This is a genomic window from Streptomyces bottropensis ATCC 25435 (assembly GCF_000383595.1).
Taxonomy (GTDB): domain Bacteria; phylum Actinomycetota; class Actinomycetes; order Streptomycetales; family Streptomycetaceae; genus Streptomyces; species Streptomyces bottropensis.
In genome coordinates, this window is sequence record NZ_KB911581.1 from 8,533,678 (window position 1) to 8,555,106 (window position 21,429).

21 protein-coding genes are annotated in these 21,429 nt (G+C 71.1%); 9 read left to right on the forward strand and 12 right to left on the reverse strand.

From position 1 onward, the window contains the following. Positions 1-82 precede the first annotated feature (82 nt). The 3 genes from STRBO_RS0137760 to STRBO_RS0137770 all read left to right on the forward strand — a co-directional run bounded on the left by STRBO_RS0137760 (position 83) and on the right by STRBO_RS0137770 (position 2,836). Positions 83-1,219 carry an ABC transporter ATP-binding protein gene (locus tag STRBO_RS0137760; RefSeq protein WP_005476793.1) on the forward strand — a complete coding sequence of 379 codons (1,137 nt, stop codon included), beginning with the start codon at positions 83-85 and terminating at the stop codon, positions 1,217-1,219. A gap of 241 nt (positions 1,220-1,460) precedes the next feature. Continuing rightward, complete coding sequence (locus tag STRBO_RS0137765) at positions 1,461-1,910, forward strand: hypothetical protein (protein WP_005476794.1); 450 nt, start codon at positions 1,461-1,463, stop codon at positions 1,908-1,910. A gap of 194 nt (positions 1,911-2,104) precedes the next feature. Beyond that, positions 2,105-2,836: a nucleotidyltransferase family protein gene (locus STRBO_RS0137770; RefSeq protein WP_005476796.1), complete on the forward strand. Its 732-nt coding sequence runs from the start codon at positions 2,105-2,107 to the stop codon at positions 2,834-2,836. Positions 2,837-2,950: 114 nt separating this feature from the next. On the opposite strand, the gene STRBO_RS0137775 is transcribed toward STRBO_RS0137770, so the two are convergent. The 6 genes from STRBO_RS0137775 to STRBO_RS0137800 form a co-directional block, all read right to left on the reverse strand. Beyond that, positions 2,951-4,681 carry a DoxX family protein gene (locus STRBO_RS0137775; protein ID WP_005476798.1) on the reverse strand — a complete coding sequence of 577 codons (1,731 nt, stop codon included), beginning with the start codon at positions 4,679-4,681 and terminating at the stop codon, positions 2,951-2,953. A gap of 134 nt (positions 4,682-4,815) precedes the next feature. Further along, on the reverse strand, positions 4,816-5,757 hold the full coding sequence (gene rlmB / locus STRBO_RS0137780) for a 23S rRNA (guanosine(2251)-2'-O)-methyltransferase RlmB (protein ID WP_028797081.1): 942 nt from the start codon (positions 5,755-5,757) through the stop codon (positions 4,816-4,818). Between the two features lie 169 nt (positions 5,758-5,926). Continuing rightward, entirely contained in the window at positions 5,927-7,330 is a 1,404-nt protein-coding gene (gene cysS / locus STRBO_RS0137785) for a cysteine--tRNA ligase (protein ID WP_020115719.1), read from the reverse strand. Between the two features lie 162 nt (positions 7,331-7,492). Continuing rightward, complete coding sequence (gene ispF / locus STRBO_RS0137790) at positions 7,493-7,972, reverse strand: 2-C-methyl-D-erythritol 2,4-cyclodiphosphate synthase (RefSeq protein ID WP_381199685.1); 480 nt, start codon at positions 7,970-7,972, stop codon at positions 7,493-7,495. 67 nt (positions 7,973-8,039) lie between these two features. Next, positions 8,040-8,804, reverse strand: a complete 765-nt coding sequence (gene ispD / locus STRBO_RS0137795; RefSeq protein WP_005476804.1) for a 2-C-methyl-D-erythritol 4-phosphate cytidylyltransferase — start codon at positions 8,802-8,804, stop codon at positions 8,040-8,042. A gap of 351 nt (positions 8,805-9,155) precedes the next feature. Next, complete coding sequence (locus STRBO_RS0137800) at positions 9,156-9,638, reverse strand: CarD family transcriptional regulator (RefSeq protein ID WP_003953493.1); 483 nt, start codon at positions 9,636-9,638, stop codon at positions 9,156-9,158. A gap of 722 nt (positions 9,639-10,360) precedes the next feature. Here STRBO_RS0137800 and STRBO_RS0137810 point away from each other — a divergent pair. Further along, on the forward strand, positions 10,361-11,050 hold the full coding sequence (locus tag STRBO_RS0137810) for a copper chaperone PCu(A)C (protein ID WP_005476806.1): 690 nt from the start codon (positions 10,361-10,363) through the stop codon (positions 11,048-11,050). A 75-nt stretch (positions 11,051-11,125) separates the two neighbouring features. On the opposite strand, the gene phoP is transcribed toward STRBO_RS0137810, so the two are convergent. Both phoP and phoR read right to left on the reverse strand, forming a co-directional pair. Further along, on the reverse strand, positions 11,126-11,797 hold the full coding sequence (phoP, locus tag STRBO_RS0137815) for a two-component system response regulator PhoP (protein ID WP_005476807.1): 672 nt from the start codon (positions 11,795-11,797) through the stop codon (positions 11,126-11,128). Positions 11,798-11,802: 5 nt separating this feature from the next. Further along, positions 11,803-13,068: a two-component system sensor histidine kinase PhoR gene (gene phoR, locus STRBO_RS0137820; protein ID WP_005476808.1), complete on the reverse strand. Its 1,266-nt coding sequence runs from the start codon at positions 13,066-13,068 to the stop codon at positions 11,803-11,805. Positions 13,069-13,355: 287 nt separating this feature from the next. On the opposite strand from phoR, the gene phoU reads away from it, so the two are divergent. From phoU to STRBO_RS44025, 3 genes are all read left to right on the forward strand, one after another. Further along, entirely contained in the window at positions 13,356-14,045 is a 690-nt protein-coding gene (gene phoU, locus STRBO_RS0137825; RefSeq protein WP_005476809.1) for a phosphate signaling complex protein PhoU, read from the forward strand. Between the two features lie 904 nt (positions 14,046-14,949). Then, positions 14,950-15,198, forward strand: a complete 249-nt coding sequence (locus STRBO_RS0137830) for an SCO4226 family nickel-binding protein (protein ID WP_020115722.1) — start codon at positions 14,950-14,952, stop codon at positions 15,196-15,198. 333 nt (positions 15,199-15,531) lie between these two features. After that, positions 15,532-15,699 carry a hypothetical protein gene (locus STRBO_RS44025; protein WP_005476812.1) on the forward strand — a complete coding sequence of 56 codons (168 nt, stop codon included), beginning with the start codon at positions 15,532-15,534 and terminating at the stop codon, positions 15,697-15,699. Between the two features lie 71 nt (positions 15,700-15,770). On the opposite strand, the gene STRBO_RS0137840 is transcribed toward STRBO_RS44025, so the two are convergent. Further along, positions 15,771-16,532, reverse strand: a complete 762-nt coding sequence (locus STRBO_RS0137840; RefSeq protein ID WP_005476813.1) for a phosphoglyceromutase — start codon at positions 16,530-16,532, stop codon at positions 15,771-15,773. A gap of 185 nt (positions 16,533-16,717) precedes the next feature. On the opposite strand from STRBO_RS0137840, the gene STRBO_RS0137845 reads away from it, so the two are divergent. Beyond that, complete coding sequence (locus STRBO_RS0137845) at positions 16,718-18,064, forward strand: MDR family MFS transporter (protein WP_005476815.1); 1,347 nt, start codon at positions 16,718-16,720, stop codon at positions 18,062-18,064. A gap of 69 nt (positions 18,065-18,133) precedes the next feature. Here the strand turns inward: STRBO_RS0137845 and STRBO_RS0137850 are convergent, their stop codons facing one another. After that, positions 18,134-18,577, reverse strand: coding sequence for a DUF2000 domain-containing protein (locus tag STRBO_RS0137850; RefSeq protein WP_005476817.1), 444 nt, complete (start codon positions 18,575-18,577; stop codon positions 18,134-18,136). Positions 18,578-18,626: 49 nt separating this feature from the next. Here STRBO_RS0137850 and STRBO_RS0137855 point away from each other — a divergent pair, with 49 nt between their 5' ends. Then, complete coding sequence (locus STRBO_RS0137855) at positions 18,627-19,493, forward strand: helix-turn-helix domain-containing protein (RefSeq protein WP_051085280.1); 867 nt, start codon at positions 18,627-18,629, stop codon at positions 19,491-19,493. Here STRBO_RS0137855 and STRBO_RS0137860 read toward each other — a convergent pair. Together STRBO_RS0137860 and mshA are read right to left on the reverse strand one after the other, a co-directional pair. Continuing rightward, positions 19,441-19,953: a type III secretion system chaperone family protein gene (locus tag STRBO_RS0137860; RefSeq protein ID WP_005476819.1), complete on the reverse strand. Its 513-nt coding sequence runs from the start codon at positions 19,951-19,953 to the stop codon at positions 19,441-19,443. The two genes, STRBO_RS0137855 and STRBO_RS0137860, sit on opposite strands and share 53 nt — an antisense overlap. A gap of 109 nt (positions 19,954-20,062) precedes the next feature. Further along, a complete protein-coding gene (gene mshA / locus STRBO_RS0137865) occupies positions 20,063-21,403 on the reverse strand; it encodes a D-inositol-3-phosphate glycosyltransferase (RefSeq protein WP_020115724.1) in 1,341 nt (446 codons plus the stop codon). Positions 21,404-21,429: the final 26 nt, after the last annotated feature.

A 21,429-nucleotide genomic window follows, 5' to 3' on the forward strand; every position in this document is an offset into this window, starting at 1 on the left:
ACCGAGGAACCGTCCGCGGTGGATCACCACCTTTACTCGGATCGTCCGGCACGTTCCTGCCGGTGAAGGGGGCCTACGACCCATGGCCACAGTTTCGTTCGACAAGGCGACCCGCATCTACCCGGGTTCCACCAAGCCCGCCGTGGACGCGCTCGAGATCGAGATCGAGGACGGCGAGTTCCTCGTACTGGTCGGCCCGTCCGGTTGCGGCAAGTCCACCTCGCTCCGCATGCTCGCGGGGCTCGAGGACGTCAACGGCGGCGCCATCCGCATCGGTGACCGCGACGTCACGCACCTGCCGCCGAAGGACCGGGACATCGCCATGGTGTTCCAGAACTACGCGCTCTACCCGCACATGACCGTCGCCGACAACATGGGCTTCGCCCTCAAGATCGCCGGCATCAACAAGGCGGAGATCCGGCAGAAGGTCGAGGAGGCCGCGAAGATCCTCGACCTCACCGAGTACCTGGACCGCAAGCCGAAGGCCCTCTCCGGCGGTCAGCGCCAGCGTGTCGCCATGGGTCGCGCCATCGTGCGTGAGCCCCAGGTCTTCCTCATGGACGAGCCGCTGTCGAACCTCGACGCCAAGCTCCGTGTCTCGACCCGTACGCAGATCGCGTCCCTGCAGCGCCGCCTCGGCATCACCACCGTCTACGTCACCCACGACCAGGTCGAGGCCATGACGATGGGCGACCGTGTGGCGGTCCTCAAGGACGGTCTGCTCCAGCAGGTCGACACCCCGCGCAACATGTACGACCGCCCGGCCAACCTCTTCGTCGCCGGCTTCATCGGCTCCCCGGCCATGAACCTGGTCGAGGTCCCGATCACCGACGGCGGTGTGAAGTTCGGCAACAGCGTCGTCCCGGTCAACCGTGACGCGCTCAAGGCCGCCTCCGACAAGGGTGACACCACCGTCACCGTCGGTGTCCGCCCCGAGCACTTCGACATCGTCGAGCACGACGGTACCGTCGCCTCCGCCCTGTCGAAGGACACCGACGACGCCCCGGCCGGCCTCGCCGTCACCGTCAACGTCGTCGAGGAGCTCGGCGCCGACGGTTACGTCTACGGCACCGCCGAGGTCGGCGGCGAGACCAAGGACCTCGTGGTCCGCGTCAACGGCCGCCAGGTGCCCGAGAAGGGCGCGACGCTGCACGTCGTGCCGCGTCCGGGCGAGAACCACGTGTTCTCGACCTCGACGGGCGAGCGCCTCTCCGACTGACCCGGACACGGCGCGTCCGTGACCGTGCGCGAAACCTCCAGCCCGGGATAAATCACCCAGGTTGACGAAGAAGGCCCCGCAAACATTCGCGGGGCCTTTTCCGTTGCCCTCAACTACCCCGGCAAATAGGTTGTTTTCGACCAGTGTGCGTCAACCTGCCACCCGGAAGACAGAGCTTCGACATCCCCCGTATCGGTGACCTAATGTCGCCATATCACTACCCCGCGCTACCCTCACTCGCGTGAAGCACACCCACACCCACACGCAACGGACGCGCCACGGCCGCGGTCCCGCCCGCAGGATCGGCCGCTCCCTGGCCCTGGTCCTGCCCGTCGTCATGGTCCTCTCCGGCACCCTCGCGGTCACCCGGGTCAACTGGTCGGGCACCGACCCGGCGGAGTCGATGCTCGCCGCCTCGGAGGTCTCCCAGCGCGCCAAGACCCGCGCCCCGCACGAGGTGCTGCGCGACAAACTCCTCGTGGAGCTGCAGGAGGAGAACCCGGGCGTCGCCCTCACCCACCTCCAGCAGGCGGTGAACGGCCGCCCGGCGCTGGCCAAGCACTGCACCTCCATCGCCCGCGCCCTCGGCCGCGCCGCGGTCCGCGCCTACGGCCCCACCCGCGCCCAGTCCTTCGCCCGCCCGGTCTGTGACACGTCCTTCGCGACAGGAGTGGCCGCCCAGTTCGGCTGAGACAGCGCGACGCACCGCTGAGGGCCCCGCGGGTGCCGTAGAGAGCTCCCAGCGGCTCCAAGGGGCCCCCAGAGGCTTCCAGTAGGCCCACCAGGCCCCACGCAGGATCCCCGAGGGCTCCAGGCGCTCGGCATCCCCGTACACCGATCCCAGGGCCGTGCTCCCGCGAACGGGGCGCCACGTACAGTTCGGGCATGACCGATCCGAACGCCGCGTCGCGCCCCGTTCAAGCCGTGATCCTCGCCGGTGGCCAGGGCTCACGGCTGCGTCCGTACACCGACGACCGGCCCAAGCCCATGGTCGAGATCCCCGGTACGGGCACCCCGATCATCGGCCATCAACTCACCTGGCTCGCCGAGGAGGGCGTGACCGACGTGGTCGTCTCCTGCGGCCACCTCGCCGACGTCCTGCAGAAGTGGCTGGACTCGGCCGACCTGCCGGTCCGCGTCACCACGGTCGTCGAGACGGAACCCCTCGGCCGAGGCGGCGGCCTCAAGTACGCCGCCTCCCACCTGCCCCACCCCGACCGCCCCTGGTACGCCACCAACGGCGACATCTGGACCCGCTTCTCGCTCCGCGACATGGCGGACTTCCACGCCGAACGCGACGCCCTCGCCACCCTCGCCCTCGCCCGCCCCCGCATCCCCTGGGGCGCGGTGAAGACGGACGGCTTCGGCCGCGTGACGGACTTCATCGAGGCCCCGCCGACGACGTACGAGATCAACGCCGGCGTCTACGTCTTCTCCCCGGAGTTCACCGACCTCCTCCCGGCCCGCGGCGACCACGAACGCACCACGTTCCCCCGCCTGGCCCGCGAACGCCGTCTGGCCGGCTTCCCCCTCCCCCAGGGCGCCTACTGGCGAGCCATCGACACGGCCAAGGACCTCACGGAAGCAGCCAAGGAACTGGCGGCCCTGAGCCGCTGAACGGCGCCCGACGCAGACGCTCTCCAGCCGCCTCCCCGCCCTAGCGAACACAGCAGTGGGCCCCGCGCCGAGAACACGCGGGGCCCACCAGCACATCGGCACAGCCGACGGAACCTACCCGAGCAGTCCGCCCACCAGCCCAGGCTGCCCACCCGAGGAACTCCCCCCGTTGGAGCCCCCGTTGGACCCGGTAGCTCCTCCGGTCGCACCGCCGGAGGCAGCACCTCCGCTGGAGCTGGGCCCGGCAGTGGTGCTCGGCACCTGCTCGACCGGCGTGGTCTGCTGCGGCGGCGCCTGCCCCGCCGTCCCCTGCGTCTGACTCGGCTGCCCACCGGTGACCGCCCCGGTGGACGGCGCGGCGCCCGGCGTCGTGGCCGCCTGCGAAGGCGTCGCCGATGTCGCGCCCGCCGACGGCGAGTTGGACGCGCTCGGGCTGTTCTCGCGCCGCGCGCTCGGCTCACCCGGCAGCGGCGACCCCGGCAGCTCGTTGCGCGGCGCCTCCCCGGGCCCGGGGACGACGATCCGGTCGGCGTCGCGCACGGCCCCGCCGAGCACGGACCCCACGAGCAGCGTCATCCCGACGACGAGCGCGGCGACGAGCGTGCCCCGGCGCAGTACGTACCGCCGCAGCTCCCAGATGTCGGCGCGCGGCCCGAGCGTGCGCCAGGCGCCGCCCGCGAGCCGCCCGTCGACGGAGTACACCGGCGCGCCCGCGATGATCAGCGGAGACCAGGCGGCGAGGTAGATGATGTCGGGCGTCTCGTAGACGGGGACGGTCTTCCAGCTGACGGTGACGAGCAGCGCGGCCGACAGCAGCGCCCCGACACCGCCGGCGACCCGCTGCCACAGTCCGAAGACGGTCAGCACGCCCACGATGACCTGGGCGAAGGCGATGACGAGCCCCGAGCCCACCGGGTGTTCGAGGGCGAACTGCCGCAGCGGCTCGGCGACTTCCCACGGATGCAGCGTGTTCAGCCACTTCACCATGGAGCCGCGCTTGCCGCCGTCGAAGTAGTGCGGGTCGCAGAGCTTGCCCATGCCGGCGTAGGCGGAGATGAAGCCGAGGAAGACGCGCAGCGGCAGCAGCACCACGCCGAGGTTCATCCGGCGCCCGGGGTAATAGGCGTGCCGGACGGGCTCGTTGCCGGTCCGCCGCCCGCCGCGCTCACTCTCGCCGTCGTCGTACGGCTCCGCGAACTCCCCGTCGGCGTAGGCGTCCCGGCCGTACTCCAGTTCGTCGTACGTGCTGCCGACAGTACGCATGGCGGGCAGGAGCCGGGTGCCGTCGGCGGCGTGGTCGCCGTGGGTGCGCTGGCTGCCCACGAGGGGCGTCTCGACGGTCTCGACGGTCAGGTCGGCGCCGTAGCGCCCGCTCGCGTCGCCGTAACGCCCGCCGCCGGTGTCGTAGGTGCTGCCGCCCACACCGTCGACACGGGGGATGACCTGCGTCGACCCGGTGTCGCCCAGCGGGTCGGCGACCCCTCGGCCGACGCCCGCGCCGCGTACCGCCTGGAGGAGCCGGTGGGCTCCGGTGTCGTCGGGCGCGGACTTCCCGCTCCAGACGACGGGCGCGCGCCGGCGCCCGGCGGCGGGCGCGCCGGAGCGCCCGGCCGTGCCCGCGACCGGGATGCGCGCGGTGTCCTCGCCGACGCTCAAGTGCCGTGCGATGCGCGGGGACGCCCGCGTGGAGACGCCCAACTGCACGCGAAAGCTCGCGTGGTTGACGATGACCTGCGCCGGATCGCTCGGCACCTTCACCATGCTCAGCGCGGGAGCGTCGTCGAATCCCGAGTCGAATCCCGACGAACGGTCCCCCGTGGGTGTGCGGGGTGTTCTGGTGTCCACACTCATCTAACCGAGTGACGTGTCGTTAGGACACTGCTTTGACCGCCCCGATCTGTCCGGACCCCGTCAAGGTCGTCCGGAACACCCCGAACCCCCAGTTGGGGCCCGGTTTCACACCCGTCACACCGACGGAACTACGCCCGGCGCCGAGCCGCCTCGTAGAGCACAACTCCCGCCGCGACACCGGCGTTCAGCGACTCGGCCCCACCCGGCATCGGGATCCGCACCCGGTGGTCGCACGTCTCGCCCACGAGGCGGGACAGGCCCTTGCCCTCGCTGCCGACGACGATGACGACCGGGCCGCCGAGGGCCTCCAGGTCACCGATCTCGGTCTCGCCGTCGGCGGCGAGACCGACCACCACGACACCGGCCTTCTTGTAGGCCTCCAGCGCGCGCGTCAGGTTGGTGCAGCGGGCGACGGGCGTACGCGCGGCCGTGCCGGCGGACGTCTTCCACGCGCCGGCGGTCATGCCGGCCGCGCGCCGCTCGGGCACGACGACGCCGTGGCCGCCGAACGCGGAGACCGACCGGACGACGGCACCGAGGTTGCGCGGGTCGGTCACGCCGTCGAGGGCGACGATCAGCGGGTCCTGGCCCTCGTCGTACGCGGCGTTCGTCAGGTCCTCGGGGTGCGCGTACTCGTACGCCGGAACCTGGAGGACGAGACCCTGGTGGTTGAGCCCGTTGGTCATGCGGTCCAGCTCGGGGCGCGGCGCCTCCATGAGGTTGATGCCGCCGCGCTCGGCCGCGAGCTGCAGCGCCTCGCGCACCCGCTCGTCGTTGTCGATGAACTGCTGGACGTACAGCGTCGAGGCGGGCACGCCCTCGCGCAGCGCCTCGACGACGGGGTTGCGTCCGACCACCATCTCGGACGTGCCCTTGCCGCCCCGGCCACGCGGCGCGGGACGGCGTGCGGCCTGCTTCGCCTTGGCGTTGGCGATGCGGTTCGCCTTGTGCTTCTTGCGCATCTCGGCGGGCGGGGTCGGGCCCCTGCCCTCAAGACCCTTGCGCCGCTGGCCGCCACTGCCGACCTGCGCGCCCTTCTTGCCGGACATGCGGCGGTTGTTAGCGGCCATGACCTACCCGTCTCTCAGAAGCGTGTGTGCGTACGCGTCGGGCGTACGTCGTCGTGATCTATGTCGTCGTGCGCTTGTCGTCGTGCGTATGTCGTCGTGCGTATGTAATGCAGTGTGCCGCCCGGAGGCCCGGGCGGCACAATCGATCAAGGTGACCGGACGCTCCGGCTCAGCGCGGGCCGAGCGTCCAGCGCGGGCCGTCGGGGCTGTCCTCGATGACCAGACCCGACTGGTTGAGCTGGTCGCGAATGGCGTCCGCGGTGGCCCAGTCCTTGCGGCCGCGGGCGGCCTCGCGCTGCTGGAGGACCAGTCCCACGAGCGTGTCGACGACCCCGTGGAGGTCCTCGCCGCGGTCGCCGGCGGACCCGGCCCAGTGCGGGTCGAGCGGGTCGAGGCCGAGGACACCGAGCATGGCCCGCACCTCGGCGAGGCGCGCCACGGCCTCTTCCTTGTCGTCGGCGGCCAGCGCGCTGTTGCCCTGCCGGACCGTGGTGTGCACGACGGCCAGCGCCTGCGGCACCCCCAAGTCGTCGTCCATCGCCTCGGCGAACGCCGGCGGCACCTCGGCCGCGGGCTCCACGACCCCGCCGGCCTTCTCGACGACCCGCTGGACGAACCCCTCGATCCGGGCGAACGCCGACTCGGCCTCGCGCAGGGCGTCCTCGCTGTACTCGATCATCGAGCGGTAGTGCGGGGTGCCCAGGTAGTACCGGAGCACGATGGGCCGCCAGTGCTTGACCATCTCGGAGACGAGGACGCTGTTGCCCAGCGACTTCGACATCTTCTCGCCGCTCATGGTGACCCAGGCGTTGTGCACCCAGTACGTCGCGAACGCGTCGCCGAAGGCCTTGGCCTGCGCGATCTCGTTCTCGTGGTGCGGGAAGATCAGGTCGAGGCCGCCGCCGTGGATGTCGAAGGCGGTGCCCAGGTACTTGTGCGCCATGGCCGAGCACTCCAGGTGCCAGCCCGGCCGCCCCCGCCCCCAGGGCGTCTCCCAGGTCGGCTCCCCCGGCTTCGCCGACTTCCACATAGCGAAGTCACGGGGATCGCGCTTACCGGTCTCGCCCTCGCCGGAGGGCTGGAGGAGGTTGTCCAGCTCCTGGTTGGACAGCGCCAGGTACTCGGGGAAGGACCGCACGTCGAAGTAGACGTTCCCGTCGGCCTCGTACGCGTGTCCGCGCTCGATCAGCCCGCGCATCATCTCGACCATCTCGGTCACATGCCCGGTGGCCCGCGGCTCGTAGGTGGGCGGCAGGCAACCGAGCACGCCGTACCCGTCGTTGAACGCGCGCTCGTTCTCGTACCCGATGGACCACCAGGGGCGGCCCTGGTCGGCCGACTTCGCGATGATCTTGTCGTCGATGTCCGTGACATTCCGGATGAACGTCACGTCGTACCCGCGGTACTCGAACCACCGGCGCATGATGTCGAAGTTGAGCCCCGACCGGATGTGCCCGATGTGCGGGGCCGCCTGCACCGTGGCGCCACACAGGTAGATCGAGACACAACCCGGCGTGAGCGGGGCGAAGTCACGAATCTGCCGGGCGCTGGTGTCGTACAGGCGAATAGTCACGCCCCCAAGCGTAGTGGCCCACCAGCCGTGCCCAGAGCCCTTCACCCCAAGGACGGCAGATTCGTGACGTATGCCCGCCCGGCATACGGCCACCGCGCCCTTCGGACGGCCCGAGGGCCCGAAAAAGGGGCGCGGGGAACGGCGCGAGCAAAGGCCAAGAAGTCACCCCGCCCGCACCACGAGCGCCGTGGCCACCGCCATCAGTCCTTCACCCCGCCCGGGGAAGCCCAGCCCGTCCGTGGTCGCCCCGGACACGGAGACCGGCGCCCCCACCACCTCGGACAGCACCTTCTGCGCCTCGTCCCGCCGCTTGCCGATCTTCGGCCGAGGCCCTACCACCTGCACGGCCACGTTGCCGATGACGAACCCCCCGGCCCGCACGATCCGCGCCGCCTCCGCCAGCAACGTCACCCCGGACGCCCCCGACCACTCCGGCCGCCCGGTCCCGAAGTGCTGACCCAGATCACCGAGCCCGGCGGCGGAGAACAGCGCGTTGCAGGCGGCGTGCGCCACGACGTCCGCGTCGGAGTGCCCGGCGAGCCCCGGCCCCTCGCCCTCCCACTTCAGCCCGGCGCACCACAGCTCCCGCCCCTCCTCGAAAGCGTGGATGTCGGTACCGATCCCGACCTGCGGCAACACCATCGCGCCGGACACGGACCCGACCGCCGGCACCCCGGAACCCTCGGCCTTCTCGGAACCCATGGCCTTCTCAGAACCCATCGTTCAGCCTCCTGCGCGCCAGAACCGCCTCCGCGAGCACCAGATCCAGCGGCCGCGTCACCTTGAACGCCTCCTCGTGGCCGGGCACGACCACGACACCGCGCCCGAGCCGCTCCACCATGCTCGCGTCGTCGGTCACCTCCCCGGTGACCGTCTCGTGCGCCCGGAGCAGGGTCTCCCGGTCGAACCCCTGGGGCGTCTGCACGGCTCGCAGCCGCGCGCGCTCGGGCGTGGCGACGACCGGCTCCGGCGCGCCCGGCGCGTCCGCGGGCTCGACCTCCTTGACCGTGTCGGCGAGCGGCAGCGCGGGCACCACGGCGGGCGCCCCGTCCCGTACGGCCTCGATGACCGCGTCGACGGTGTCGACGGGCACGAGCGGACGGGCCGCGTCGTGGACGAGGACGATGTCGTAGCCGGGCGGCAGCGCGTCGAGCCCGAGTTTCACCGACTCCTGGCGCGATTCGCCGCCGGGGACCACGAGGAAGTCCGTCCGCTCGGGCAGGGCGTGCGCGTCGAGCAGGGTCTTGACCTCGGGGGCGCCGTCGGGCGGAGCCACGACGATCACCAGGGAGACGGCACGGGAGGCGGCCATGGCGCGTACCGCGTGGATCAGCATCGGGGTGCCGTTCAGCGCGCGCAGCGCTTTGGGCGCGCCCGGGCCGAGGCGTACGCCCCGGCCGGCTGCCGGGATCACGGCCGCCGTACGGGTTGCCGTAGCGGTCGCGGAAGGCGAAGGACGCGAATCGTCAGACATCGGTTCCTGTCAGGTTTGTGTGCTCGGCCTAGGTGGGTATGGCCACAGCGTGCCGGGCGCGACACCTTGACCGGACCCTTCCGTGACATCTGGTCGAGCCAGCTGCCCGGGCCCGGCACGCCAAGTAGGAGCGGCAGTACGCGTACGACAGGTACGAGCACTCCGTACACACATGAGCACCGGGGCACGCCAAGTATCGCCGAGTATCGGAGTCCCCATTAAGGCGTTCGGCATCCGGACATGAACATGCCGCAGCGCCCGGCGACATTACGTACGTCATCGGGCACCGCGGCATTTCGATGTGCTGCGCCGAACGGCTGAGCGGGCTGGCTGCCTGCCTCAGGAGTCAGTTCAGGACGCGAGGACCTCGTCGAGCAGGGCCTCGGCCTTGTCCTCGTTCGTGTTCTCCGCGAGAGCGAGCTCGCTCACCAGGATCTGGCGGGCCTTGGCGAGCATGCGCTTCTCACCGGCGGAGAGTCCGCGCTCCCGCTCGCGACGCCACAGGTCACGCACGACTTCCGCGACCTTGATGACATCGCCGGAGGCGAGCTTCTCCAGATTTGCCTTGTAGCGACGCGACCAGTTCGTGGGCTCCTCGGCATACGGTGCGCGCAGCACCTCGAAGACCCGGTCCAGGCCGTCTTGACCGACCACATCACGTACGCCGACGAACTCCGCATTGTCCGCCGGCACACGCACTGTCAGGTCGCCCTGAGCGACCTTGAGCACCAAGTAGGTCTTGTCCACGCCTTTGATCTGGCGAGTTTCGATGGCCTCAATCAGCGCGGCCCCGTGATGGGGATAGACCACGGTGTCGCCAACCTTGAACGTCATGTGACAGGTACCCCTTCCGTGGCTATCCAGAGTAACACGGAAACGGCGTGTTCTGAATGGCGTTTTCGCAGGTCAGGGCGCATCTCGGGGCTTGACAACTGCGACAGGAACGTGCTGCGAGGGCCGATCGGAGGAGGGTATTCGCAGGTCGGAGCGGCTCTCCGGGCGGAGTGAAACGCGTACGTTACACGCATCCGGAGGGCCGCACGAGCGCCCGAACGTCCTGCTTTGTCCGCCCCCATGTGTGCGACTTACGCTACTCCGTTCGGTGAGCGGAGTCGGGTACGAGACGAATCCGGAATTGATCAAGGAGTTCGATCAACGGGCGCTGTTCCGCCGTTACCGGATCGTGTTCTGGGCCTGTTCCGCCGGCCTTCCGGCGACGGTTCCCGCGCGTTCTGCCCGGTGTTCGGTCCTGTTCCGGCCCACGTTCCGGCCCGAGTTCCGGCCGGTGTTCCGACGGGCGTCCGGCTGCTGTTCCGACGGCTGATCGATTTTCCGTACCGGAGCGCATTCCCCGGGGGAAATCCAGGGCGCGGCGGCGGCGAGTTCGGCGGGGGTTATGTGAATGCCGGACAGGCGTGTCGGCGGCGACCGTCAATTGCCTCCGACGACTTGCCGGGGGACTTGGGGAGGGTCGGGTGCGGCGGGGACGGGACGGCTCGGTAACCTGAGCCCGCCACAGACCACGTACCGCCCACGTTCTAGGAGTTGCCGCCGCCGTGAGCAGCAGCCTTCGACGCGGCGCCCTCGCCGCCGCCGCCATCGCGTTCTCGATCGCCTCACTCGCCGCGTGCGCCGCCGGCAACAACGCCCAGACGCTGGGGGTCAAGCCGGACAACGCGGCCACGAGCGTCGGCGACATCAAGATCCAGAATGCGATCGTGGTCACCCAGCCCGGTACCGACACCAAGGGCCCCGCCGTGGTCTCCGCGACCGTCTTCAACGGCGCCGACACCGACCAGACCCTGGACTCCGTCACCGTCGAGGGCGCCGGCACCGCCGAGCTGAGCCCCGCCAAGGGTGGGGGCAAGGGCGGCAAGATCGTCGTGCCGGCCGGCGGCTCCGTCACCCTGGGCGGCGAGAACAACGCCTCCGCGGTCCTGACGGACCTCACCGACGCGGTCCAGGACGGCAACGCCCAGAAGGTCACCTTCGACTTCAGCGAGACCGGCGAGGTCGGCCTGCGCGCCTTCGTGGTCCCCGCCGAGCACTACTTCGAGAAGTGGGGCCCGAGCGACATCCCCGAGGCCCCCGCCACCAGCGCCTCCCCGTCCGAGGAGACCTCCGGCTCCCCGTCCGCGACCGCCTCGGGCTCACCCGCCGGCGACGAGACCGCCGAGGAGGGCACCGCCGCCGGCTCCACGGCCTCCCCGTCCACCTCGTCCTCCGAGGAAGCCACCGGCCACTGAGCCCCGCGCACCTACGCCGAAGGGCGGCACCCCTCTCAGGGGCGCCGCCCTTCGGCGTAGAACCACCGGATCGGCCTACGGCTCGAACTTGTACCCCAGACCCCGCACCGTCACCAGGTATCTCGGGGCGCCCGGGTCGGGCTCGATCTTGGCGCGGAGGCGCTTGACGTGGACGTCGAGGGTCTTGGTGTCGCCGACGTAGTCGGCGCCCCAGACGCGGTCGATGAGCTGCATACGGGTCAGGACACGCCCCGCGTTGCGCAGCAGCATTTCGAGCAGGTCGAACTCCTTGAGGGGGAGGTCGACCTTGGAGCCGGAGACGGTGACGACGTGGCGGTCGACGTCCATCCGGACGGGACCCGCCTCCAGCGCGGCGGGGGTGACCTCCTCGGGCTCGCCGCGGCGGCGCAGTACGGCCCGGATACGGGCGACGAGCTCGCGGGAGGAGAAGGGCTTGGTGACATAGTCATCGGCTCCTATTTCCAGGCCCACGACCTTGTCGATCTCGCTGTCCTTGGCGGTCACCATGATCACCGGGACATTGGAACGGCCGCGCAGCTGACGGCAGACCTCGGTGCCCGGCAGTCCGGGCAGCATCAGGTCGAGCAGGACGAGGTCGGCTCCGTTGCGCTCGAACTCGTCGAGACCGTCGGGTCCGGTGGCCGCGATGGCGACCTCGAAGCCCTCTTTGCGGAGCATGTAGGACAGGGCGTCGGAAAAGGACTCCTCGTCCTCGACGACGAGCACTCGGGTCACGGAAGGACCTCCGGGGCGGGAAGCGGGTCGTACGATCCGTACGGGGATGGGTCGGGGTGAGGCTGTCCGTCCTCGGCGTCGAGGTCCGGGTGCTGTGCCGCACGGTCACGGGCCGTGCCCGCCTCCGGCAGCCTGAGGGTGAACGTGGAGCCCTGTCCCTCCGAGCTCCACACCGTGACCTCCCCGCCGTGCGAGGCGGCCACGTGCTTGACGATCGCGAGACCGAGACCCGTACCGCCGGTCTGGCGGGAACGGGCCGGGTCCACGCGATAGAAGCGCTCGAAGATGCGCTCCTTGTCCTTGTCCGAGATGCCGATGCCCTGGTCGGTCACGGCGATCTCGATATGGTCCCCGCCGGGCGCGCTCACCTGGCGTGCGGCTATGCCGACGCGGGTGCGGGCCGGGGAGTAGTTGACGGCGTTCTCGACGAGGTTGCCGAGGGCGGCGGCGAGCTGCCCCCGGTTGCCCCAGACGCGCAGCTCGGCCGTGCCGCCGGCGGCCATCGTGATCTGCTTGGTGCCGGCCTGGTGGCGGCAGCGGTCGACGGCCTCGGCGACCAGCTCGTCCACCCGGACCGGCTCGGCGTCCTCCAGCGGGTCGTCGTTCTGCACCCGGGAGAGGTCGATCAGCTCCTGCACCAGGTTGGTGAGCCGGGTGGCCTCGATCTGCATGCGCCCGGCGAACCGTTCCACGGCCTCGGGGTCGTCCGACGCGCCCATGACAGCCTCGCTCAGCAGCGACAGCGCGCCCACCGGCGTCTTCAGCTCGTGGCTGACGTTGGCGACGAAGTCACGTCGTACGGCCTCGATCCGGCGGGCCTCGGTGAGGTCCTCGACCAGGAGCAGCACGAGCCGGGAGCCCAGTGGCGCGACGCGCGCGGAGACGGCAAGCGCCTCCCCGCGTCCCGTGCCGCGCCGGGGCAGGTCCAGTTCGACCTGGCGTATCTCGCCGTCCCGGCGGGTGTCGCGCGCCATCTTCAGCATCGGCTCGATGGAGAGCTTCCCGCCGCGGACCAGCCCGAGGGCGTACGCGGCGGAGCTGGCCTTGACGACGGCGTCGGCCTCGTCGAGCACGACCGCGGAGGAGCGGAGCACCGACAGCACCGTGTCGACACCGGGCGGAAGCACCGGGTCCGTGTGCAGGGAGGTTCTGGTGGGACGCTTCTGCTCGCGTTCGCTCACACGGAACGCCAGCATGGCGATGACGCCGGTGAGTACTCCGGCGATCGCTGCCGCTGCGGCGACCGCCGCGTTCACGTCCATGCTTCCAGGTTAGGCACGAGGTCGGACATCCCCACAGCGATCGGAGGGCGACCTCGAACACTCGTCGCCCAGAGTTCACCTTGGAGCCAGTATTGGTTCATTTGGGATGGCCGAAACGGACGCGTACGGGCCTGAACGTGGGAGCGTGGGATTCGTCCGGGCCCCCGGTCACCGTTTCGCCGTCGCCGTTCATTCGGTCGTTCGGCCTTCCTGGCCTGGCGGAACGGCCTCCGGAACGGCTTTTCTGGTTACCCACGAGCTGACGTACGTAAGAGAGGGACACCCTGATGCGGGACGCGTACCACGAGGAACTTGACTCGATCGGTGAGGGCCTGGTCGAGATGGCCCGACTGGTGGGGTCGGCTATCGGTCGCGCCACGACGGCGATGCTCGACGCCGACCTCAAGCTGGCCGAGAGCGTGATCGAGGCGGACAAGAAGGTCGACGACCTTCAGCACGACCTGGAGGCCCGCGCGATAGCCCTGCTGGCCAGGCAGCAGCCGGTGGCGACGGATCTGCGGATCGTCGTGACGTCGCTGCGCATGTCGGCGGACCTGGAGCGCTCCGGCGACCTCGCCCAGCACGTGGCCAAGCTGACCCGGCTCCGTTTCCCCGAGAACACCGTCCCGCGTGACCTGCACGCGACGATCCTGGAGATGGGCCAGCTCGCGCAGCGCCTGATGGCGAAGGCCGCCGAGGTCATCATCACCAAGGACGTCGACCTCGCGCTCCAGCTGGAGAGCGACGACGACGCGATGGACCTCCTGCACCGCACCCTCTTCCAGCACCTCATGGACGACCGCTGGAAGCACGGCATCGAGACCGCCGTCGACGTCACCCTCCTCGGCCGCTACTACGAGCGCTTCGCCGACCACGCGGTCTCCGTCGCCAAGCGCGTGGTGTACCTGGTGACGGGTGAGCACGCGGACGAGCTGCAGGCGGACATCCAGCCCGTCACGGGGGTGGAGGGGGCGTAGGGCTCCCGCTGGTGCGGGGGTGGAGGGGGCGCAGGGCTCCCGCTGGTGCGGGGGAAGGTGAGGAGCGCGGGGCTCCCGTTTGCGGGGCTCCGGCGCCTCACGGTCCGGCGGGGCGTGCGGACGCCTCCGTGCGCCGTTGATGCGCCCGGCTGAACCGGCCTGCAATGGGGCAACCCATGGGCAAGGGCAGGAGACGGGCAGCGCACAGGCCGCCGACCCTTCGCGGTCCTGGCTGCCCGGCTGCCACCGACTGCCCCGCCGCCCAGCTACCTCCGAGGAGGGACCATGGCCGAATCCGCATCCCCCGCCAGCCCCAGCACTCCGGACCCGACACAGCCACGGGACACCCATCAGCCCGCGGACATCAGGACTCTGCCTCTGTTCGGCGCCTGTGGCTGCGGCTCCGGATGTGCGTGCGGATGCCAGTCCGGCAACCCGTGCCAGTGCGGCTGACCGGCACGGGCTGCTGCTGTCCGTAGCCGCGAGGAGGGGCCGTCGCTCGGGACGGCCCCTCCTCGCGCTCACGCGTCCCGCCCGTGCCGCATGCGTTCAGCACCAGGCCTCGGAGCTGTCGCCAGCGGCAGCGATCTCCACCGCGAGCGAGCCGTGGCCGGCCTCTCCGAGGGCCGGAGGACACCCTCCCTGACACCGTCCGTGCCCACGACGGCGGCCCCGGCTATCCCCACCGAACACGGGCTCATCGGGTCGGCGGGCGTCACCCCGAACCGCTCCTCCTGCCTGCCGCGCCCGTCGCCGTCGTCCCCGCCCTGCTGAACCCCATGACCGGGACGCCAGCGCACGGTGGTCCGACACCGGTCCGATGCGCGAGGGGTCGCACGCACGGCCGCGCGGGCGCAGCATGAAGGGAGAGGACGGGACGCTGAGAGAAGAGGGAGGTGCGGCCATGGGCAAGTTCATGGACGTCCACCACAACATGAAGGGCATCACGGCGGACCAACTGCGCGAGGCGCACAACGCCGACCTGGCCATCGAGAAGGACGAGAAGGTCCACTTCGAGAGCGCGTGGGCCGACCCCGAGTCCGGCACCGTGTACTGCCTCTCCGAGGCCCCCTCCGCCGACGCCGTCCAGCGCATCCACGAACGCGCCGGCCACAAGGCGGACGAGATCCACCCGGTGCCCCTGGCGATCTGAGCGCGCGGGGCCCTCGGGCAACGACACCGTGCGATACGCGGTCGGCTGGGAGCCGGTACCGGCGGCCGGCGGCCGGCTGCACGTGGCCTGGTTGGACGAGCAGGGCCTCCAGGTCGCCCACGTCTGGGAATCCCAGGAGGCTTTCGAGACCTTCTTCACTGAGCCTCTTCGTGCCGAGGGCCACCCCCCGTCCGGGGCAGGCCCCTCCCCACGGCGCGGTCGGCGCGTCGGATGGCGGACCCGTCAACTGAGCTTGCTGCGAGCCGAGTGGTACCAAGTCCCCGGCGGGAATCCGATGAACGCTCGCACCCTGTTTCGCCTGGCCTTCGCCACGTGGGGACAACAGGTGCCATCGGGGCGCTCCGGGGTGCGGACGCGCCCTACTGCTACCTGGCCGTCGGGGTCGCCATCAGCACGCTGGTCCAGTCATTCGCCCTCGGAGAAGCCCTGCAGGCCCTGCTCGGCGGCGGCCGCGGCCTCGCCCGCCCGAGCCGCGGTTGAGCTGAGCTGAACACAGCAACGAGCCCCCTACCGGCGGAGAGGCCGCGGGTAGGGGGCTTGTTCTGCCCTGCTTACTTCTTCTTGCCCTGGTTCTTGACCGCCTCGATCGCGGCCGCCGCCGCGTCCGGGTCGAGGTAGGTGCCGCCCGGGTTGAGGGGCTTGAAGTCGGCGTCCAGTTCGTAGGAGAGGGGGATGCCCGTGGGGATGTTGAGGCCGGCGATGTCGGCGTCCGAGACGCCGTCGAGGTGCTTGACGAGGGCACGGAGGGAGTTGCCGTGGGCGGCGACGAGGACCGTGCGGCCGGCGAGGAGGTCGGGGACGATGCCGTCGTACCAGTACGGGAGCATGCGGACGACGACGTCCTTGAGGCACTCGGTGCGGGGGCGCAGCTCCGGCGGGATGGTCGTGTAGCGCGCGTCCGAGGCCTGGGAGTACTCCGAGTCGTCCGCGAGCGGGGGCGGCGGGGTGTCGTACGAGCGGCGCCACAGCATGAACTGCTCCTCGCCGAACTCGGCGAGGGTCTGGGCCTTGTCCTTGCCCTGGAGGGCGCCGTAGTGGCGCTCGTTCAGGCGCCACGAACGGTGCACGGGAATCCAGTGGCGGTCGGCGGACTCCAGGGCCAGCTGCGCGGTGCGGATGGCGCGCCGCTGGAGGGAGGTGTGGAGCACGTCCGGGAGCAGGCCGGCGTCCTTCAGCAGCTCACCGCCGCGCGTCGCCTCCTTCTCTCCCTTCGGCGTGAGGTTGACGTCCACCCAGCCGGTGAACAGGTTCTTCTCGTTCCACTCGCTCTCGCCGTGGCGGAGGAGGATCAGCTTGTACGGTGCGTCGGCCATGGCTCCGAGCGTAATCCACGGCCGGGAATCGTCGCCCACCTGGCCGACAGGCGGACAGGCCCGGCCCGCCGCACCCCTTCCACCAACGACAACGGGCCGGGGTCGCTAATTGAGTGGTCCGGCCCCCGACCCCGCTCGTAAGGTGTGCCCGCCGACTTGGCTACTTACGTCCGTGGGGGATCCGCATGCCACTCGTCGCTGCCAGACGTGCCGTCCGGGAGTCCGTCTCCGGGCTGCCCAGGGAGTTCTGGTGGCTGTGGACCAGCACGCTGGTGAACCGGCTGGGTGCGTTCGTCGCCACGTTCATGGCGCTGTATCTGACGCTGGACCGCGGGTACTCCGCCTCGTACGCCGGTCTCGTCGCCTCGCTGCACGGCCTCGGCGGGGTCGTCTCCTCGCTCGGCGGCGGGGTCATGGCCGACCGCCTCGGGCGCCGGCCCACCCTCCTCATCGCGCAGGCGTCGACGGCCGGATCGGTCGCGCTCCTCGGCTTCGTGCAGGATCCCGTGGCCATCGCCGCCGTCGCGTTCCTCGTCGGCGCGACCAGCAACGCCTCCCGCCCCGCCGTTCAGGCGATGATGGCGGACATCGTCCGGCCGGAGGACCGCGTACGCGCGTTCTCCCTCAACTACTGGGCCATCAACCTCGGTTTCGCCGTCTCCTCTATGGGCGCCGGGTTCATCGCCGAGGTCAGCTACCGCGCCGGCTTCCTGGCCGAGGCGGGGATGACGCTGGTCTGCGCGATCGTCGTCTTCCTGAAGCTGCCGGAGTCGCGGCCGGAACCGACGGCGGTGGAAAAGGCCGGGACGCAGGACGTCGGGTTGGGGACCGTGGTGCGCGACGGGCGGTTCATGGGCGTCGTCGGGCTCTCCTTCCTCGTCGCGCTGATCTTCCAGCAGGGGTCGGTGGGACTGCCGGTCGCCATGGGAGAGGCCGGTTTCACGCCCGCCGACTACGGGCTCGCCATCGCCGTCAACGGGGTGCTGATCGTGGCCCTGCAGATACCGGTCACCCGGGTCATCGAACACCGCGACCCCGGGCGGCTCCTCGTCGTCTCGTCCGTGCTCGCCGGATACGGCTTCGGCCTCACCGCCTTCGCCGGGTCGATCGGCGTCTTCGCCCTCACCGTCTGCGTCTGGACCCTCGCGGAGATCGTCAACGCGCCCACCCAGACCGGCGTCGTCGTCCGCCTCTCGCCCGTACAGGGGCGCGGCCGCTACCAGGGCATGTACACGATGTCGTGGTCCGTCGCCGCGCTCGTCGCACCGCTGATGTCCGGGGTCGTCATCGACCGCTGGGGCGCCGAGTGGCTGTGGGGGCTGTGCGCGGTGATCGGGACCGTGGCCGGGGTGGGGTACTGGGTGTTGATGAGCCGGATGCCGGGGTCGCAGGCGGAGGCGGAGGTGGAGGTCGAGTTCGAGGTGGAAGCGGAGGCCAAGGCCGCCTCGTGGGGGCCGACTGTGGAGACGCCGTCCCTTGCGCGTCCGCGTCCGTGCCCGGGCCCGGACGCGGACGTGCGTACGAACCCGTAGGCGGCACGAACCCGTACGTCCCCCGAGGCCGCGCGGCCGGCACCGGCTCGGCCTGAGCGGCCCGGCCGCCTACGGGTGCATCCGCGCCCCCTTCACCACCTTGTCCACCCCGTTGCGCGGCCCGTACACCGCCAGCCCCACCAGGTCCAGCTCCCCCGCCCCCACTGCTCGTACGGCCGCGCGGTTGTCACGGTCGTTGCCCGTGCTGAAGAGGTCGGACGTGAACACGGCGCGGGGCAGGGCCCGGGCCAGCGCACGGGCGTGCGCCGTCCTGAGCACCTCCTTCGTCCCCTCGAAGACGAGGACGGGCTGGCGGAACATCGGGAGGTACGCCGTGCCGTCGGCGTCCTCGTACGGGTCGCCGATCACCTCCGGGATCATCGGTCCGATACCGCTGACCAGGAAGGACGTGACGTTGAGGCGTTGCCAGGTCTCCAGGTCGTCGCGGAGGAGGACGACGATCTTGGTGTCGAAGCGGATGGGGGCCGTGCTCGCGGAGGTCTCGCTGCTCATGAGACGAGACTGCCGACCGGCGTACGCCCCCGTCTTGTACGTTCTTTGCATGTGCCCCCAGCGGCCGAAGTCCGACCGGCCGACAGCTCGGCCGACCCCCCAACGCGAGGTCACCGCCTGGCGGCCGCGGGTGCCCGGCATCGTCGAGGTGTTCCACGCGCACTACACGGAGTACGCGTACCCGATGCACGTGCACGACGTCTGGACGCTGCTGATCGTCGACGACGGGGCCGTGCGCTACGAGTTGGACCGGCATGAGCACGGGACACCGAACGACACGGTCTCGTTGCTGCCGCCCTACGTGCCGCACAACGGGGCGCCGGTCACGGACGAGGGTTTCCGCAAGCGGGTGTTGTACCTGGACCTGGATAGCACCCTGGACGAGAGCCTGATCGGGGCGGCCGTGGACGGCCCCGACCTGCGGGATCCGCTGCTGCGGCGGCGGGTGGGGCAGTTGCACGCGGCCCTCGCGCGGCCGGGGGACGAGCTGGAGGCGGAGAGCCGGCTGGCGCTCGTCGGGGAGCGGCTGCGCGGTCATCTGCGCAGGCCACCGGCGCGTGCGGCCGCACAGCCGCCCGGCGGCCCCACGGTCGCCCACCGGCTGCGCGAACTCCTCGACGAGCGGGTCGCGGACGGGGTCACCCTGGCGGAGGCCGCGGGCACGGTGCACGCCCACCCCGCACATCTCGTACGGGCGTTCGGAGCGGCCTTCGGGATCGCGCCGCACCAGTACCTGATGTCCCGGCGGGTGGAGCGGGCCAGGCGGTTGCTGCTGGACGGGATGCGGCCGGGCGAGGCCGCGGCGGTGGCCGGGTTCTACGACCAGGCCCATCTGACGCGGCACTTCAGGCGGTGGGTGGGTGTCACCCCTGGCCGCTTTCGGAGCGGTCGGCCTTCGCACGGGTCAGGTGGCTGAACGCGTCCAGGTTGCGCGTCGACTCCCCTCGGGACACGCGCCAGGCGTACTCCTTGCGGATCGCGGAGGCGAATCCCAGTTCGAGAAGGGTGTTGAAGGCGCCGTCGGCCGCTTCCAGGACCTGGCCGAGGAGGCCGTCGATGCCGTCGGGGGTGACGGCGGAGAGGGGCAGCCGGGCCGTGACGTAGACGTCGCCGAGCGGGTCGACGGCGTAACTCACGCCGTACAGCTTGAGGTTGCGCTCCAGGAGCCAGCGGTGGACGCCCGCCTCGTTCTCGTCGGGGTGGCGGATCACGAAGGCGTTGAGGGAGAGGGAGTGCCGGCCGACGATCAGGGAGACGGTCGTCGAGAGTTTGCGGGTGCCGGGGAGCTTCACGACGTAGGTGCCGGGTGCCGGGCTCTCCCACTCCAGCTCGGCCTCGTTGAGGACCTGCTCGATGATCGACGCTTCGTCAGCCATGGGGCGAGCGTACCCGTCGGTAGGGGTGGGCGGCGGGTGGCGGATGGGGGGTGGCCACCGCCCTTTCGGTCGGGCGGGCAGTCGGGCGGGCGGTGGGCCACACCGCCGCTCACGCGTAGTGGCCCCGCACCCGGTGCCTTCGGTGGTCCTGCACGGCCGCCGCGTAGACGTCCGCGGTGGCGGCGGCCGAGGTGTCCCAGCCGAAGGACTCGGCGTGGGCGGCGGCGGCCGCGCCCATGCGGGCGGGCAGTTCCGGGTTGTCGGCGAAATCGCGGAGTACGCGCGCGTAGGCGGCGGGATCGTGGCCCTGCACCAGGAAGCCGGTCCGCCCGTCCCGCACGGCGACCGGGAGGCCGCCCACCGAGGCCGCCAGCACCGGCGTACCGGCCGCCTGCGCCTCGATGGCGACGAGCCCGAAGGACTCGCTGTACGACGGCATGACCAGCACGGACGCCGCCCGGAACCAGTCCGCGAGCTGCTCCTGGCCGACGGGCGGCCGGAACCGTACGACATCGGCTATCCCGAGCCGCGCGGCCAGCTTCTGCAGGCCTTCCGGCTTGGCGAGGCCACTGCCGCTCGGCCCGCCGACCACCGGCACCACGATCCTCGACCGCAGCTCGGGACGCTCGTCGAGGAGGACGGCGACGGCGCGCAGCAGGACGTCAGGGGCCTTCAGGGGCTGGATACGGCCGGCGAAGAGGGGGATCAGGGCGTCCTGGGGCAGGCCGAGACGGGCCCTCGCCGCCGCGCGGCCGTCGGCCGGCCGGAAGCGGTCGAGGTTCACGCCCGGGTGGACGACGGCGACCTTGGCCGGGTCGGCCTCGTAGTGGCGTACGAGTTCGTCGGCCTCCTCCGCCGTGTTGGCGATGAGGCGGTCGGCGGCACGGACGATCTGGGTCTCGCCGATGACGCGGGCGGCGGGCTCGGGGGTGTCGTCGTCGGCGAGCGCGGCGTTCTTGACCTTGGCCATCGTGTGCATGGCGTGCACCAGGGGGACGCCCCAGCGTTCAGCGGCGAGCCAGCCGACGTGACCGGAGAGCCAGTAGTGCGAGTGGACCAGGTCGTAGTAGCCCGGCCGGTGGCCCGCCCACGCCTGCATCACACCGTGCGTGAAGGCGCACAGCTGGGCCGGGAGTTCCTCCTTCGCCAGCCCTTCGTACGGGCCCGCGTCGACGTGCCGGACGAGGACGCCCGGGGCCAGCTCGACCGTCGGGGGCAGGGCGCCCGTCGTGGCCCGGGTGAAGATCTCCACCTCGACGTTCTGCGCGGCCAGCCGCTGCGCCAGCTCCACGATGTAGACGTTCATCCCGCCCGCGTCACCCGTGCCGGGCTGGTGCAGCGGCGACGTGTGCACCGACAGCATCGCGACCCGGCGGGGCTTCCGGTGCAGCCGAAGCCGCCCGGCGCCGACCGGGGAGCGCCGTCCGAGCCTGCTGACGTAGTGGCTCACGTGGCGTCCTCCTCGCTCCGGGCATG

Excerpts from the sequence above, each read along its gene's own strand:
- STRBO_RS0137830 (WP_020115722.1), top strand. The coding sequence starts at position 14,950 with ATGGGCAAGTTCATGGACGTCCACCACAACATGAAGGGCATCACGGCG.
- phoU (WP_005476809.1), top strand. The coding sequence starts at position 13,356 with ATGCGGGACGCGTACCACGAGGAACTTGACTCGATCGGTGAGGGCCTG.
- rlmB (WP_028797081.1), bottom strand. The coding sequence starts at position 5,757 with ATGGCCGCTAACAACCGCCGCATGTCCGGCAAGAAGGGCGCGCAGGTC.
- ispD (WP_005476804.1), bottom strand. The coding sequence starts at position 8,804 with ATGTCTGACGATTCGCGTCCTTCGCCTTCCGCGACCGCTACGGCAACC.
- STRBO_RS0137860 (WP_005476819.1), bottom strand. The coding sequence starts at position 19,953 with ATGGCTGACGAAGCGTCGATCATCGAGCAGGTCCTCAACGAGGCCGAG.
- STRBO_RS0137850 (WP_005476817.1), bottom strand. The coding sequence starts at position 18,577 with ATGAGCAGCGAGACCTCCGCGAGCACGGCCCCCATCCGCTTCGACACC.
- STRBO_RS0137800 (WP_003953493.1), bottom strand. The coding sequence starts at position 9,638 with ATGACGTTCAAGGTTGGCGACACCGTGGTCTATCCCCATCACGGGGCC.
- STRBO_RS0137845 (WP_005476815.1), top strand. The coding sequence starts at position 16,718 with ATGCCACTCGTCGCTGCCAGACGTGCCGTCCGGGAGTCCGTCTCCGGG.
- ispF (WP_381199685.1), bottom strand. The coding sequence starts at position 7,972 with ATGGTGTTGCCGCAGGTCGGGATCGGTACCGACATCCACGCTTTCGAG.
- STRBO_RS0137760 (WP_005476793.1), top strand. The coding sequence starts at position 83 with ATGGCCACAGTTTCGTTCGACAAGGCGACCCGCATCTACCCGGGTTCC.
- STRBO_RS0137840 (WP_005476813.1), bottom strand. The coding sequence starts at position 16,532 with ATGGCCGACGCACCGTACAAGCTGATCCTCCTCCGCCACGGCGAGAGC.
- phoR (WP_005476808.1), bottom strand. The coding sequence starts at position 13,068 with ATGGACGTGAACGCGGCGGTCGCCGCAGCGGCAGCGATCGCCGGAGTA.
- STRBO_RS0137855 (WP_051085280.1), top strand. The coding sequence starts at position 18,627 with ATGTGCCCCCAGCGGCCGAAGTCCGACCGGCCGACAGCTCGGCCGACC.
- STRBO_RS0137770 (WP_005476796.1), top strand. The coding sequence starts at position 2,105 with ATGACCGATCCGAACGCCGCGTCGCGCCCCGTTCAAGCCGTGATCCTC.